The 14,120-nt window shown below is 64.6% G+C and carries 14 protein-coding genes; 5 read left to right on the top strand and 9 right to left on the bottom strand.

Annotated features, from left to right (window positions below):
• Positions 1 to 158: 158 nt before the first annotated feature.
• Positions 159 to 518, bottom strand: coding sequence for a hypothetical protein (locus tag CIT37_RS14395; protein ID WP_038971722.1), 360 nt, complete (start codon positions 516 to 518; stop codon positions 159 to 161).
• Between the two features lie 149 nt (positions 519 to 667).
• Here CIT37_RS14395 and CIT37_RS14390 point away from each other — a divergent pair, with 149 nt between their 5' ends.
• Positions 668 to 1,051 (top strand): VOC family protein, encoded by a 384-nt coding sequence (locus tag CIT37_RS14390; RefSeq protein WP_028143303.1) that lies wholly within the window; start codon positions 668 to 670, stop codon positions 1,049 to 1,051.
• Here the strand turns inward: CIT37_RS14390 and CIT37_RS14385 are convergent.
• Positions 1,048 to 1,491: an RbsD/FucU family protein gene (locus CIT37_RS14385; protein WP_028143304.1), complete on the bottom strand. Its 444-nt coding sequence runs from the start codon at positions 1,489 to 1,491 to the stop codon at positions 1,048 to 1,050. The two genes, CIT37_RS14390 and CIT37_RS14385, sit on opposite strands and share 4 nt — an antisense overlap.
• Positions 1,492 to 1,654: 163 nt before the next feature.
• On the opposite strand from CIT37_RS14385, the gene CIT37_RS14380 reads away from it, so the two are divergent.
• The gene (locus CIT37_RS14380; RefSeq protein ID WP_161966404.1) at positions 1,655 to 3,442 is read left to right on the top strand and encodes a caspase family protein; all 1,788 of its coding nucleotides are present in this window, start codon (positions 1,655 to 1,657) and stop codon (positions 3,440 to 3,442) included.
• Positions 3,443 to 3,624: 182 nt separating this feature from the next.
• Here CIT37_RS14380 and CIT37_RS14375 read toward each other — a convergent pair whose 3' ends face one another.
• The 4 genes from CIT37_RS14375 to thiD all read right to left on the bottom strand — a co-directional run bounded on the left by CIT37_RS14375 (position 3,625) and on the right by thiD (position 7,747).
• Entirely contained in the window at positions 3,625 to 4,608 is a 984-nt protein-coding gene (locus CIT37_RS14375; protein WP_028143306.1) for a threonine/serine dehydratase family protein, read from the bottom strand.
• 62 nt (positions 4,609 to 4,670) lie between these two features.
• The gene (locus CIT37_RS14370) at positions 4,671 to 5,714 is read right to left on the bottom strand and encodes a glycosyltransferase family 4 protein (protein ID WP_028143307.1); all 1,044 of its coding nucleotides are present in this window, start codon (positions 5,712 to 5,714) and stop codon (positions 4,671 to 4,673) included.
• A gap of 13 nt (positions 5,715 to 5,727) precedes the next feature.
• Positions 5,728 to 6,540, bottom strand: coding sequence for a UDP-2,3-diacylglucosamine diphosphatase (locus tag CIT37_RS14365; RefSeq protein WP_028143308.1), 813 nt, complete (start codon positions 6,538 to 6,540; stop codon positions 5,728 to 5,730).
• 406 nt (positions 6,541 to 6,946) lie between these two features.
• Complete coding sequence (thiD, locus tag CIT37_RS14360) at positions 6,947 to 7,747, bottom strand: bifunctional hydroxymethylpyrimidine kinase/phosphomethylpyrimidine kinase (RefSeq protein ID WP_095425602.1); 801 nt, start codon at positions 7,745 to 7,747, stop codon at positions 6,947 to 6,949.
• A 311-nt stretch (positions 7,748 to 8,058) separates the two neighbouring features.
• Between thiD and CIT37_RS14355 the strand changes: the two genes are divergently transcribed.
• Both CIT37_RS14355 and CIT37_RS14350 read left to right on the top strand, forming a co-directional pair.
• The gene (locus CIT37_RS14355; protein WP_038971713.1) at positions 8,059 to 10,041 is read left to right on the top strand and encodes a PAS domain S-box protein; all 1,983 of its coding nucleotides are present in this window, start codon (positions 8,059 to 8,061) and stop codon (positions 10,039 to 10,041) included.
• 95 nt (positions 10,042 to 10,136) lie between these two features.
• Entirely contained in the window at positions 10,137 to 10,382 is a 246-nt protein-coding gene (locus tag CIT37_RS14350; RefSeq protein ID WP_018317369.1) for an Lrp/AsnC ligand binding domain-containing protein, read from the top strand.
• Position 10,383: 1 nt separating this feature from the next.
• Here CIT37_RS14350 and CIT37_RS14345 read toward each other — a convergent pair whose 3' ends face one another.
• A complete protein-coding gene (locus tag CIT37_RS14345) occupies positions 10,384 to 11,310 on the bottom strand; it encodes a cytochrome c (protein ID WP_038949058.1) in 927 nt (308 codons plus the stop codon).
• Positions 11,311 to 11,465: 155 nt separating this feature from the next.
• Between CIT37_RS14345 and CIT37_RS14340 the strand changes: the two genes are divergently transcribed.
• Positions 11,466 to 11,882: a CHRD domain-containing protein gene (locus tag CIT37_RS14340; RefSeq protein ID WP_038949057.1), complete on the top strand. Its 417-nt coding sequence runs from the start codon at positions 11,466 to 11,468 to the stop codon at positions 11,880 to 11,882.
• Positions 11,883 to 12,055: 173 nt separating this feature from the next.
• Here the strand turns inward: CIT37_RS14340 and CIT37_RS14335 are convergent, their stop codons facing one another.
• Entirely contained in the window at positions 12,056 to 13,339 is a 1,284-nt protein-coding gene (locus CIT37_RS14335; protein WP_095425603.1) for a cystathionine gamma-synthase family protein, read from the bottom strand.
• Between the two features lie 264 nt (positions 13,340 to 13,603).
• A complete protein-coding gene (locus CIT37_RS14330; RefSeq protein ID WP_028143313.1) occupies positions 13,604 to 14,053 on the bottom strand; it encodes a cytochrome c in 450 nt (149 codons plus the stop codon).
• Between the last annotated feature and the right edge of the window lie 67 nt (positions 14,054 to 14,120).

Genomic DNA, 14,120 nt, shown 5'->3' with positions numbered 1-14,120 from the left:
GGACCCAGAGGCTATGCTCTCCGCTGCCACATGGGCCCCGGCTCAGCAGCGCACCGCTGAAGAAGCGCTGCGCTGCGTCCGGGGCACGAGTAAGCGAGAAGGCGCGCACACTTTCTCCGCATCGTCATTGCGAGCGCAGCGACGACGCGATCAGCTGGTCACCCGCAATTCCACACCGCCCCAATCGGCGTGCGCGTCCAGCACGGACCAAAACTGCCGCCATTGTAGCGGCCGCCGTTGAAGCCGGGGCGGCCGAAATAGTGCCACTCGCCGTCCCAGCGGTAATATTGCGGCACCGGGTCGATGTACCAATGGCGCCGGTCGGCGCGCGACATTCGGCGCATCGCTTCCTTTTGCTTGTAGAGCGGAATGCTGTTGCTCAGCGGCTGACGATAGCCCGGCAGGAAGCCGTAGCCCTTCCAGACGGGCTTGGGACGCTTTTGAACGGGCTCAGCGGACGCCACAGTCGGCAGCAGCGATAGGATGATGGCAACGAATAGACACACAAAGCGGGACATGGAGAAACCATAGACAGTCAGTTCCCGCCGCGCCATTCAAATTCGAGTGCGGGACGTTTCGCCGCTTCTGCCGAGCGGCCGCTCTCTATAAGCTCGCAACGCGCAGCGTGAACGCGGCGCGGACCGCTTGCATGTGCCGGAGTGACCGAATGCCTGAGAGCCCGCGCGTCGGCGCCTTTGCGATCGTTCCCAGCAACGATCTTCCCGCCGCAATTCCGTTCTGGGAACGGCTCGGCTTTGCGCGCATCGGCGGCGATGCCGGCTATGTCATCATGAGCGGCTGGGGATGCGAGGTGCATCTCACGCAAGCCGGCGATGGCCCGTGGCGCGTGCCGGAGCACAATCCCTTTGGCATTTTCATTCGCACGCCCGAGGTCGAGGCCATTGCTGCGCGCGTGGACGATCTCATCATCCGGCCCGGCGGCGTGCTGCGCCACCGCGAATGGGGCATGTATGAAGTCGGCATCAACGGCCCCGACGGCCTTCTCGTCCGGGTTGGCTGGCCGTCGGAGCTGATGCGCCAATCCGGCTAGCCGATCACGCCCTTCCTGATCAGGAAGCAGCCGTAACCCCTGCTGTCCCCCACCTGCACGACACCAAACCCCGCCGCCGCCGCGCGGTAAAAATCCGGACGCGAGAGCTTGCCGGGAGCAACGGCGCGTCCGACCGCACGCTCGATCTCGGCCAGCACGGCGCGCTGCACGTCGGGCACGCGGTCGGGATCGTCGACCGGCGCCATCACGCGCACCGGGTCGGGATCGAAATCGTCGAGCGGATAGAGCGTCATGATGGCTCGGACGGCCGTCTCCATCGTCATGCCCGGCAGCTGGATCAGGCGCTGCGACGAGGTGCTGCGGGCGATGTGCGTGGCCGGGTGGTTGGCGTCGACGACCACGAGATCGTCGCCGTGGCCCATGGAGGCCAGCAGCCAGAGCAGGTCGGGCGTCAGGATCGGATCGATCGATTTCAGCATGTGACGGCAGTCCCCTTATCGATCGCTCACCATAGCAGGTTCCGAGCGTGATTCAGATCACGCAAGGCCACCATGGTGAGGGGGATCACGGACCTCAAGCTCGAACGCGGCGAGGCTCCCCGGCAACCAATCTCGCATCGAGTCAGTGCCAAAGGAGCACGCCATGTTCCGCCTAAAGCCTTTCCTGATGACAGCCAGCCTTGTGGGAAGCCTGTTCGGCTTCGCCTGCGGCCCCGTTTCCGCGCAAGTTGCCCCGGTCGAGCCGGCCCCCACCGCGCTGCAGGGCCCGGAGCAGCGGGTGGCGCTGGTGATCGGGAATTCGAACTATAAGAACGCGCCGCAACTCGCCAATCCCGACAATGACGCCGAGTCGATGGCGAAGTTCCTGAACTCGGCGGGGTTCGAGGTGGTTGCCGCGACCGACCTGACCCAGAACGACATGCTCCGTGTGGTCCAGGACTTCTCCGCCAAAGTGTCCGCGCGCGGTCCGAACACGGTGGCGATGGTCTATTACGCCGGTCACGGCGTGCAACTCGCCGGCGAGAACTATCTCGTTCCCGTCGACGCCAAGGTGTCGAGCCAGACCGAGCTCGTCAATAATTCGGTGCGGCTGGTCGACGTGATGTCGACGCTGGAGACGATCCCGAGCCGCATGCGCATCGTCATCCTCGATGCCTGCCGCAACAACCCGTTCCCTGATGTCAATGACGCCGGCCGCGGCCTCGCCATCGTCGATGCGCCGAACGGCTCGATCGTCGGTTACTCGACCGCGCCGGGCGCCGAAGCGCTCGACGGCACCGGCGGTCACAGCCCCTACACGCAGGCGTTCCTGAACGTCGCGCGCGAACCCAACGTGCCGATCGAGCAGTTGTTCAAGCGCGTCCGCCTGCAGGTGAACCAGTCCACCAGCGGCGCGCAGATCCCGTGGGAGAGCTCCTCGCTGACCTCGGACTTCACCTTCTTCGGCGACACCGCGGTTGCCGCCAACCGCGCGCCCGTCAGGGCGCCGGTGGTGCAGATGGCCTCCAACCTGCCGAGCCGCTCGACGCGTCAGGCCTATGACTACGTCGTGTCCGAGGGCCGGCCGGAATATTATCAGGAGTTCATCCAGATGTACCCGCACGACCCGCTGTGCGACCACGTCCGTTGGCTGCTCAACAACATCCTGCTCTCGCAGGCCTGGCACAAGGCGGTGCTGGTGAATTCGCCGGTTGCCTACAAGAGCTTCTACGACAGCTACGGCAACAGCCCTTATGCGCAAATGGCGCTGAAGCTGCAGACGCAGCCGAAGCAGATCCCCTTGATGCAGGCGACCAAGTTCCTGGCTCCGCAGAACATTGCTCCGACCTTCAAGATCGGCAATCTCGGCCAGCCCAAATACATGCCGCTGCAGCAGGGTAATGGCAACCAGATCAACGGCAATCTGCCGATCGTGCAGAAGCCGGTCGACGGTAACGTGATCGGCAAGCTCGGCAATGGCGGCCAGATCGGCAATCTGCCCTCAAGCAACAACCAGCCGAACGGCACGCCGTCGCAGACCCCGGGCAAGATCGTCACCCTGCCTGCGCCGACCAACACGACCACCAGCAATGGCGGCATCGGCAAGATCGTGACCCTGCCCGCGACCAACAACAAGCCGGACGCCGGCAACGGCACCCCCGGCAAGATCGTCAGCGTGCCGGTGAATGTCGGCAAGGGCGGCCCGAAGATCGAGACGAAGCCGGTCAACGTCCAGACGCAGAACAACCCGATCCGCGTCAACAACGGTAACACCGGCATCGTGAAGTCCAACAACAACCCGGTGAACAAGGTGCAGGTCCAGAACAACAACCGTCCGCAGTTCAACGCCACGAACCGCAACGTCAACAACGGCGGCAACAACTTCCGCCAGTCGATGAACCAGGCCCCGAGCATGGGCGGCGGCAATAACCACCGCGGCTTCATGCGCTGATCGCAGCGAGCCACACAACGAAGAAGGGGCAGAGCGGAAACGCTCTGCCCCTTCTTCATGTCGACCCTCGACGATCGTCATTCCGGGATGCGCCGTGAGGCGCAGGCCCGGAATCCATTGTGCGGCAGAGACGGCGGAGAAGTGGATTCCGGGTTCTTGCTTCGCGAGCCCCGGAATGGCGGCTAGGCGACCAACTCCGCAAACAAATCCGCATCGACATTGCCGCCGGAGAGCACGATCACGACGTTCTTGCCGGCCACATCGAGACGCCCCGCAAGCAGCGCTGCGAGCCCCACCGCGCCGCCCGGCTCGACCACGAGCTTCAGCTCGCGATAGGCGAAGGCAACGGCGGCGCCGACTTCCTTGTCCGACGCGGTGACGCCGCGCGCCAGCAGCTTGCTATTGATCGCGAAGGTCATCTCGCCGGGGATCAGCGCCATCAGCGCATCGCAGATGGTGCGGCCCGCCGGCGGATGCGGCTCGCGATGGCCTGCGCTCAGCGAAATGCCGTGATCGTCGAACGCTTCGGGCTCGGCCACCACGATTTCGGCTAGCGGATAGCGCGCCTTCACGGCGGTTGCGACGCCCGCGATCAGGCCGCCGCCGGACGCCGGCGCCACCACGATGTCGGGGCTGAGACCGAGCGTTGCCATGTCCTCCGCGATCTCGCGGCCGGCGGTGCCCTGCCCTGCGATCACGAACGGATCGTCGTAAGGCCTGACCAGCGTCGCGCCGCGCTTCTCGGCGATGCCGCGCGAGATTGCCTCACGGTCGTCCTTGTCGCGATCATAGAGCACGACCTCGGCGCCGTAGGATTTTGTGCGCTCGCGCTTCGACAGAGGCGCATCCGCCGGCATCACGATGGTCGCCTGCATGTCGAGAATCTTTGCCGCCGCCGCCACACCCTGGGCGTGGTTGCCGGAGGAGAACGCGACGACACCGCCGGCGCGCTTGTCCTGCGGGATCGAGAACACCTTGTTGAAGGCGCCGCGAAACTTGAACGAGCCGGTGCGCTGGAGCATCTCCGGCTTCAGGAAGACCTTGGCGCCGACGCGCTCGTTGAGCACGGGAAAGGACAACAGCGGGGTGCGGATGGCGTAGGGCGCGATCACGCGCGCTGCGGCGTCGATATCGGCAGGGCCGATCGGGAGGAGCTGTTCGGTCATGTCAGATCTTATCGCGGCCACCGCAGCGCGGGCAAGACACCTCCGCGCGAGGATTTTTCTCTTCAGGCGACGAAGCGCGGCTGTTCCGCGGCGTTCCGGCCAGGCAGCACCGCGCCGACCGCCTCAATGCTGGCCACAAAGGCCCTCGCCGAGGCTTCCCAGGTGTAATTGGCGGCGAACGCGACGCAGTCCTGCCGGGAGATGTCCAGCGCCGCGAAGCAGGCGCTGCGCAGGTCGTGATCGAGTGCGCCGACCGGGGCATCGCCGATGACGTCGCGAGGACCCTTCACCGGGAAAGCGGCCACCGGCAGGCCGCTCGCGAGCGCTTCCAGCAGCACCAGGCCGAACGTGTCGGTCTTGCTCGGAAACACGAAGACGTCGGCGGCCGCATAGATATCCGCCAGTTCCTCGCCGTGCTTCTCGCCGAGGAAGATCGCGTCGGGATAGGCCTCTTCGAGCGAGGCGCGCGCGGGGCCGTCACCAACGATGACCTTGGTCCCGGGCAGCTCGAGATCGAGGAAGGCCTCGAGATTTTTCTCCACCGCGACGCGGCCGACCGATAGGAACACCGGTCCCGGCAGGCAAAGGTCGATGGCGCGGGGGTGGAACAGATGGGTGTCGACGCCGCGCGGCCACAGCACGACATTGTCGAAACCACGCTCGGTCAGCTCGCGGGCGAGCGCAGGCGTTGCCGCCATCACGGCGCGGCTGGGCGCGTGGAAGCGGCGCAGCGCCCGCCAGATCAGCGAGCCCGGCACCGGCACGCGGGCGCGGACATATTCGGGAAAGCGGGTGTGGAAGCTGGTCGTGAACGGCAGCTTGCGCTGGCGGCAATAGCGGCGGACCATCAGGCCGATCGGCCCTTCGGTCGCGATGTGGATGCTTTCGGGCCGCGCCCCCTCGATCAGCTTCGCGATCCGTGCGGGGCGGGGCATCGCCAGCCGCACGTCGCGATAGCTCGGCATTGCAAAGGTGCGGAAGGATTGCGGCGTCAGGAACGTGAATTCGACGCCGAGGCTTTTGCCGGCGTCGGCGAGCTTGGTCAGCGTCCGAACCACACCGTTGACTTGCGGGTGCCAGGCGTCGGTCGCGACCAGGATGCGCATCAGGCGGCCTCTGTTATGCAGCTCTGGCTGCAACCTGCGGGACGGCTGCCGGCTTCTGCAAATGATCCGCCCAGGTGATGATCTCGAAATGACCGTCGTCGTGCTCGACCAGCGCCGTGCAGCTCTCGACCCAGTCGCCGCAATTCATGTAGCGAATGCCGCCCTCGTCGCGGATCACGGCGTAATGGATGTGGCCGCAGATCACGCCGTCGGCGTCGTGGCGCCGCGCCTCGGCGGCGAGCGCCTGCTCGAACGCGCCTATGTAATTGACGGCGTTCTTGACCTTCTGCTTGGCCCATTGCGACAGCGACCAATAGGGCACCTTGAACAAGCGGCGGAAGAAGTTGACGAAGCGATTCATCTGGATCGCGAAGTCGTAGGCCTTGTCGCCGAGATGGGCGAGCCAGCGCGCGTTTTGCACCACGAGGTCGAAGATGTCGCCATGGATGACGAGATAACGCTTGCCGTCCACGCCGGTGTGGACCGTGTTCTCGACGACGTCGATGCCGCCGAAATGCGTGCCGTAATAGTTGCGCAGGAACTCGTCGTGATTGCCGGGGATGTAGACGACCTTGGCGCCCTTGCGCGCCTTGCGCAGCAGCTTCTGCACGAGGTCGTTGTGGGATTGCGGCCAGTTCCAGCTCGATTTCAGCGCCCAGCCGTCGACGATGTCGCCGACGAGATAGATCGTGTCGGCATCATGGTAGCGCAGGAAGTCGAGCAGAAGATCAGCTTGAGAACCGCGGGCTCCGAGATGAACGTCGGAGATGAACAACGTGCGAAAGCGCCGCTCCGGGCTCTCGTCACTCACATCGTAACTTCCCATGCGCCAGCCTGTAACAATGTCCCGTGACAGGGGGATGACCAATTGAACTTTTGAGGCACCCTCAGATACGAATCACGCCTTGCCTCGCCTGCCTGCGAATATCAGCCGCATGCGACAATCAGGCGACATGGCGCCGCAGGAGGCGCCGGGACCCTACTCTTCCCTGAGGCCATCTCCCCCGCGGCACATCCTTCGAGACGCCCGCCGTTGGCGGGCCCTCAGGATGAGGGCGGAGTGCGCGGCTGCAAATTCAAAGCGGACCGACGCAGTTCAGCCTCATCCTGAGGAGACCGCGAAGCGGTCCGTCTCGAAGGAGAGGCGCTTGCTCGATGTCGCCACAAGGCATTGGGGACGATGAAGCCAGCGCTCAACGGATCGATGGCCGCGCTTCCGCGGACGGCCCGCCTCAGTAGAACCTGTGGAAATGATGGACCGGGCCGTGGCCGTGCCCGACGCTGAAGCGGTCGGCGGCTGCGATGGCCGCGCTGATCCAGGCCTTGGCGTTGCGCACGGCAAGCTCAAGATCTTCGCCCTTGGCCAGTCCAGCCGCGACCGCCGAGGACAGCGAGCAGCCGGTGCCATGGGTGTTGCGGGTCGCAACGCGCGGCGCGGCGAGCGCGATCGTGTTTTGGGCATCGACGAGATAATCGATGCTCTCGGCGCCCTCGCCGTGTCCGCCCTTGATCAGGACCGCACGGCAGCCGAGCGCCAGCAGGCGACGCCCCTGGCTTTCGATCTCGGCCTCGCTTGCCGCGACCGGCTCGTCGAGCAGAGCCGCGGCTTCCGGCAGATTGGGCGTGATCACCGACGCCAGCGATATCAGTTTTGTGCGGAGCGCGTCGACGGCCTCGGATGCCAGCAGGCGGTCGCCGGAGGTTGCCACCATCACGGGATCGAGCACGACATGCCGCGGCGACCAGCGCGACAGCGCGGCCGCGACCGCATCGATGCCGGCGACCTCAGCCACCATGCCGATCTTCACCGCGCCAATGTCGAGATCGGAGAACACCGCATCGATCTGCGCGGTGACGAATTCGGCCGGGACCGGGTGAATGCCGGTAACGCCACGCGTGTTCTGCGCCGTCAGCGCCGTGATGGCGGAGGCACCATAGACGCCGAGCGCGGCAAAGGTCTTCAGGTCGGCCTGGATGCCGGCACCGCCGCTCGAATCGGAGCCGGCGATGGTGAGTGCGACTGGGGTCGTCATCGCCGGGCACCTTTGCTGGATAAGGACACCGCCATGGCCTGTCCTAGCGCGGCCGTGGAACACCGGCAAGCGCGCCGAGCCGTGTCCGACAGTGATTCGCGACGCCGTGTATTCCCTGCGAATCAGGCAAGCAGCGGGCCGGCACGCCCCGCAATCGTGCGGACTTGAAAATGCAACCGCGCCGGACCCTTGGTATAGTCTCGAACCTTACCTGCTTCGCCGGAGCGCGAGGTGAGAGTGGAACTGTCCAGCGACACCCATGTTGCGGGCTCCCGGCCCGCAAGCCGCCTGGAACGGAATCTTGGGGTGGAATGATGTGGGCCTTTTTTGAACGTCTCCTCGACCCGTCCATGCTGTCGCCGCACGGCATCTGCCTGTTGTGGGAGCCTGAGCTGATCTGGCTTCACGTCGTTTCCGACGCCTGCATCGCCGCCGCCTATTTTTCGATTCCGTTTGCCCTTGCGATTCTGGTCACCAAGCGGCGCGACCTCAAGTTCGGCTGGGTCTATTGGGCCTTCGCGATCTTCATCATGGCGTGCGGCCTGACCCACGTATTGTCGATCTACACGCTCTGGGTCCCGGTCTATGGCATCGAGGGCATGGTCAAGGCGGCGACCGCGGTGGCATCCGTGGTCACGGCGGGCGCGCTCTGGCCGCTGCTGCCGAAGATCCTGACGATCCCCTCGCCTTTCGAGCTGCGGCAGGTCCAGGCCGCGCTCGAGGAGGAGGAAATCAAGAGCCGGGACGCGACGCTCCTGCTCCAGCAGGTCAGCGACGCCCAGCGCGCGATGCGCGAGAGCGTGGCGCGCCTCACCGCGATCGTCGAGACAGCGGTCGACGGAGTCATCCTGCTCGACGCGCAGGACCATATTCTGCTGTTCAATCCGGCCTGCGAGCGCTTGTTCGGCTACTCTGCCGACGAGATCATGGGCCGGAACGTCAGGATGCTGATGCCCGAGGCGGGCACCGCGCCCGACAGCCACGCAAGGCATTTCGCGACCGCCGGCGAGGCCATCGGCCTGCGCAAGGACGGATCGACCTTTTCGATGGACGTGTCGGTCGGCCGGACCCGGCAGGACGGCGAATTGATCTTCGTCGGCATCGTCCACGACCTGACCGCGCGCAAGCTGACTGAGCAGCAGCTCCAGCAGGCGCAGAAGATGGAGACGGTCGGTCAGCTCTCCGGCGGCATCGCCCACGACTTCAACAACCTGCTCACCGTCATCATCGGCAACGCCGAGCACCTGAGCGAGCAGCTCAAGGCGAGGCCCGACCTGCGCCGCTTTTCCGAGGACATCTGCCAGTCGGGCGAACGGGGTGCCGAGCTGACGCAGCGCCTGCTCGCATTCAGTCGCCGCCAGTTGCTGCAGCCCCAGACGATCGATTGCCGCGGCCTGCTCGAGTCCATGTTCAAGCTGCTCAAGCGCACCTTGCGCGAGGACATCGAGATCAGGACGGCCTCCAGGCCCGGCACGATCGTGGCCTTCGCGGATCGGGCCCAGCTCGAATCCGCCGTGCTCAACCTTGCGCTCAATGCGCAGGATGCCATGCCGGCCGGTGGCCACCTGACCCTGAGCACGGAGTTGACGACACTCGACGACGACTATCGCACCCTTCACCCCGAAGTCGCATCCGGCAGCTACGTATTGATCTCGATCACCGACGACGGCGAAGGCATGATGCCCGAGGTCACCCGGCGCGCCTTCGAGCCGTTCTTCACCACCAAGGAGGTCGGCAAGGGCTCGGGCCTCGGGCTCAGCATGGTCTATGGCTTCGCCAAGCAATCCAATGGCCACGTCTCGATCTACAGCGAGCCGGGCCTGGGGACGACGGTCCGGATCTATTTGCCGCGCGCGGACATCGGATCATCGCACGCCGAGCTTTCCGATGGCGAGGACGCGGCGCCCCGAGGATACGAGACGATCCTGATCGCCGAGGACGATCCGTTCGTTCGCTCCTCCGCCATTCGGAGGGTGGAAGCTCTCGGATATCGCGTCGTTGCCGCGGTCAACGGCAAGGAGGCCTTGCAGCAGCTGCGCACCGAGCCCGGTATCGACATGCTGTTCACCGACATCGTGATGCCCGGCGGCATGAGCGGCTGGGAGCTCGCCGACCAGGCGCGGCGGATTCGCCCCGGTCTGCCGGTCCTGTTCACCTCGGGCTACGCGCTGGAGACCCTGGTCGAGCAGGGCCACGCGCATGCGCAGGCGATCGTGCTGACCAAGCCCTATCGCAAGGTCGAGCTTGCCCAGCGGCTCAGAGACGCATTCGCCGCGGCCGTGGTGACCTCCTAGGCGCCGGACCGACATCTGGTGGCCGGCAAGTCCGCTTGCTAAATGGTGCCGGGTTTGGCCTATTAGCCGCCAGATACGCTTTCGGAGTGCCCGCGATGGTTCCTTTTTTCGTCCAGATCAAATGCAAGCTCGGCCAGTCCTATACGGTCGCCAATGCGCTTGCCGAAGCCGAGATCGCTTCCGAGATCTACTCCACGGCCGGCCAATACGACCTCCTGGTGAAGTTCTACGTCGACAAGGACACCGACATCGGCCATTTCGTCAACGAGAAGGTGCAGGTGCTGCCGGGCATCCAGGACACCCTCACCATCATCACCTTCAAGGCGTTCGGCGCCAGCTGAGCTAACCAGCTTCCTTGCGCTTGGGCCGCGGCGGACCGTCGACCGGCGGCAGCGATTTGAGATAGTCCGCCATCGCCGCAATATCCGCCTCGGACAATTGCGAGGTGTTCTTGATCACACGCTTCATCGCGCCGCCGGCGCTGTCGCCGTCGGGCAATTCCCCGGTCTTGAGGAAGTAGGCAAGATCCTTCGCGCTCCACTCGCCGAGGCGCTTCTGCGTGATATTCGGCACCCAGCCCTCGCCTTCCGGATTGGGCCCGCCGGCAAAGCGCTGGCCCCGGATGATGCCGCCGAGCGCGTTGCGCGGGCTGTGGCATTCGGCGCAATGGCCAAAACTATTGACGAGATAGGCGCCGCGACTCCATTGCGGCGACTTGGTGCCGTCGGCGACAAAAGGCTTGTCGTGCAGAAACAGGAATTTCCAGACGCCGATGTTGCGGCGGATGTTGAACGGAAAGCCGACGTCGTGGTCTCGCACTTTGCCTGCAACGGGCGGCAGCGTCTTCAGATAGGCGAAGAGATCGAGCACGTCCTCGCGCCTTGCGTGCTGATAGGACGTATAGGGGAAGGCGGGAAAATAATGCTGCCCGCCTGGCGAAACCCCGTGCATCACCGCGTTGACGAAGTCGGCGTCGGTCCATTTGCCGATGCCGTCGTTCGGATCGGGGGAGATGTTCGGCGCGTAGAACGTTCCGAACGGCGACTTGATCGCGAGGCCGCCACCGAGCCTGACACGGTCGGGCTGGTCGGGCGTGGCGTGGCAAGAGGCGCAGCCCCCGGCGTTGAACATGGCCTCGCCGTTGGCGAGGTTTGCCACATGCGCCGGCGCGTTGCCCACAGCCGCCACCACCGGCGCGCTGAGCCACCAATAGACGACGCCGGCGGCGACCGCGGCGAGCAGCCCCCCGAGAATTGTTCGTTGCAACATGGGTATCCATTCACTCGACACGGCGAACCTAAGACCAATGTCGCCGCGGCTCCAGCCACGAAGAATTTAGCCCGCCTTGGCCGGAAACGGGAATAAACTGAAATGCCGGCTGTTGAAAGTTTGGCAGCCCGAACGGGTTCAGCAGGGAGAATGTCATGAACAAGACCGTCATTGCCGCCTTAGCACTCGGTGCCGTTGCTTTTGCAGCTCCGGCCAGCGCCGAAAAGCTGAAAGCAACGCTCGACGGCAAGTCCGAGGTGCCGGCAACGACCAGCAGCGCCACCGGAACCGCCGATCTGGACTATGATGCCGCCAGCAAGAAGCTTTCGTGGACGGTCACCTATTCCGGGCTGTCCGGCCCTGCTACCGCCGCCCATTTCCACGGCCCCGCGGAGGCCGGCAAGAACGCCGGCGTCGCGCTCGCGATCCCGAATGCGACCGCCAGCCCCGTGAAGGGCGAAGCGACGCTGACCGACGCGCAGGCTGCCGATCTGCTCGGCGGCAAGCTCTACGTCAACATCCACACCGCGGCCAACCCGGGCGGCGAGATCCGCGGTCAGGTGACGAAGTAAGCCGCGACGCTGCTTCGTTGCGTGAAGGCCGGGCGCAGGAGGGGCGTCCGGCCTTTTCGATTCCGGCCGCGCTTAAAGCGCGATGCGATCAGGATGAATCGTCATCGCGCTCTAGGTTGTTGTTCAAGCATGATCTTTTCGGAAAACCGCTGCGCACTTTTCCGGATCATGCTTTAAGCCGCGTTCAGCGCCTGCGTGAGGTCGGCAATCAGGTCGGAGGGATTCTCGATGCCGATGGACAGCCGGATCGTGGAATCGAGCACCCCGATTTTCCGGCGGATGTCGGCGGGAACGCCGGAATGGGTCATGGTCGCGGGCAGGCTCGCGAGCGACTCCGTGCCGCCGAGACTCACCGCCAGCTTGAGGATCTGCAGCGCGTTGAGGAATTTGACCGCAGCATCCTTGCCGCCGACGATGTCGAACGAGAAGGTGGATCCCGCCCCCAGGCATTGCCGCGCGAACACACGCCCGGCCGGCGAGTCCTCCTCGTGATGACCGAGGTAGTGGACCTTGGCGACCTTGGGGTGGTCGCGCAAATAATCCGCCACGAGGCGCGCATTGGCATCGGCTTTTTCCATGCGCAGGCTCAGCGTCTCGAGCGAGCGATTGATCATCCAGCAGGAATGCGGATCGAGCTGGGTCCCGATGGCGCCCCGGAGCGCCTTGATGCCTTTCATCAGCGCCTTCGAGCCGAGCGCGGCGCCCGCGATCAGGTCCGAATGACCGCCGACATATTTCGTGAGCGAGTATAGGGAAATGTCGGCGCCGTGCTCGATCGGCCGCTGAAACACCGGGCCGAGCAGCGTGTTGTCGCAGGCGATGATCGGCGTGTGTCCCTGGGCCTTTCCGATGGAATCGGCCATGCGGCGGATCATGGCGACATCGACCAGGCCGTTGGTCGGATTGGCCGGGGTTTCGATCAGGATCATCGAAACGCGGCCCTTGCCCATGGCCTCCTCCGAGGCCTGCTTGACCGCGGCTTCGTCGATGCCATCGGCGAAGCCGACGGCGCCGATCGACAGGCGGGCCAGCGTGTTCGTCAGCAGCGTTTCCGTCCCGCCATAGAGCGGCTGGGAGTGCAGGATGACGTCGCCCGGGCGAACGAAAGCCAGGATCGTGGTGGCGATCGCCGCCATGCCGGACGAGAACAGCGCGCAGCTCTCGGTGCGCTCGTAGATCGAGAGCCTGTCCTCGACGATCTCGCTGTTGGGATGATTGAAGCGCGAATAGACCAAGCCCGCGCCCATGCCTTCCGGCGGCTCGCGCCGGCCGGCGACGAAATCGAAAAAGTCCTGCCCGTCATCGGCGGTCCTGAACACGAAGGTGGAGGTCAGGAAGACCGGCGGCTTGATGGCGCCTTCCGACAATTGCGGATCATAGCCATAGGTCAGCATCAAGGTTTCGGGATGCAGCATATGGTTGCCGATGTGGGTCTTCGACGGAAACGGTTTTGCCATGGCCTGTCTCGCTGTTCTGCTTGAAGCCGCGCCATGGAACTCCTGATGAGGCCGTCGGGAGCGAGATGCGCCAATTTCCAACAGCTCACGTCAATTCCGCGGCGACTGCAGCCAAGATAGCTGCTCTCACAGCGATCCGTCAGGCCTTGCGGACATAAATTCCTGCCGCGCTTCGCGCCGGCGCAAAAAAGCGGCTGCTTTCGCAACCGCCTTTTCGATTCCTTATCGGCGCCGTAGCCCGGATGGAGCGAGAATTGCGCCTCGCTACTTCAGCTTGACCCGATACGTCTCGTGGCAATCGCTGCAGCGGTCATTGATTGCGGTATAGGCCGCCTTCAGGCTGGCGACATCCTTGATCTTGCCCTTGACATCGGCGATCGCCTTCTGCACCGGCGGGATCTTGGAGTCGAAATCGGCCTTGTTCTGCCAGACCTTTTGCGAGGCGCCATAGGTCGCGTCGACGACATCCTGCTTGGGATTGACCTCGAAGGTCTTGGCGATCTTGGCAACATCGGCCTCGATGCTGGCGATGGCCTGATCGGCAGCTTTCTTGTCGAAGGGGATGTCGCCCTTGGTCATCTTCTGGATCACGCCATACTGGTTCTTGGCGATCGCGCGCATCAGATTGTCCTGCTGAACGGCGATCTCCTGCTGCGCCATCACGGCGCCCGCACCCAGCAGGATGGTCCCCGCGACAATCATCGTTCGTTTCATTGAAAATGTCTCCGGCTCGCAGAGGTGAGGGTGGGCCCATTCAAGGATAGAAACCCCGCAGCGAGCG

The sequence above is a fragment of the Bradyrhizobium ottawaense genome (assembly GCF_002278135.3).
In the GTDB taxonomy this organism is placed as follows: Bacteria; Pseudomonadota; Alphaproteobacteria; order Rhizobiales; family Xanthobacteraceae; genus Bradyrhizobium; species Bradyrhizobium ottawaense.
This window is presented reverse-complemented; position numbering and strand designations above follow the sequence as displayed.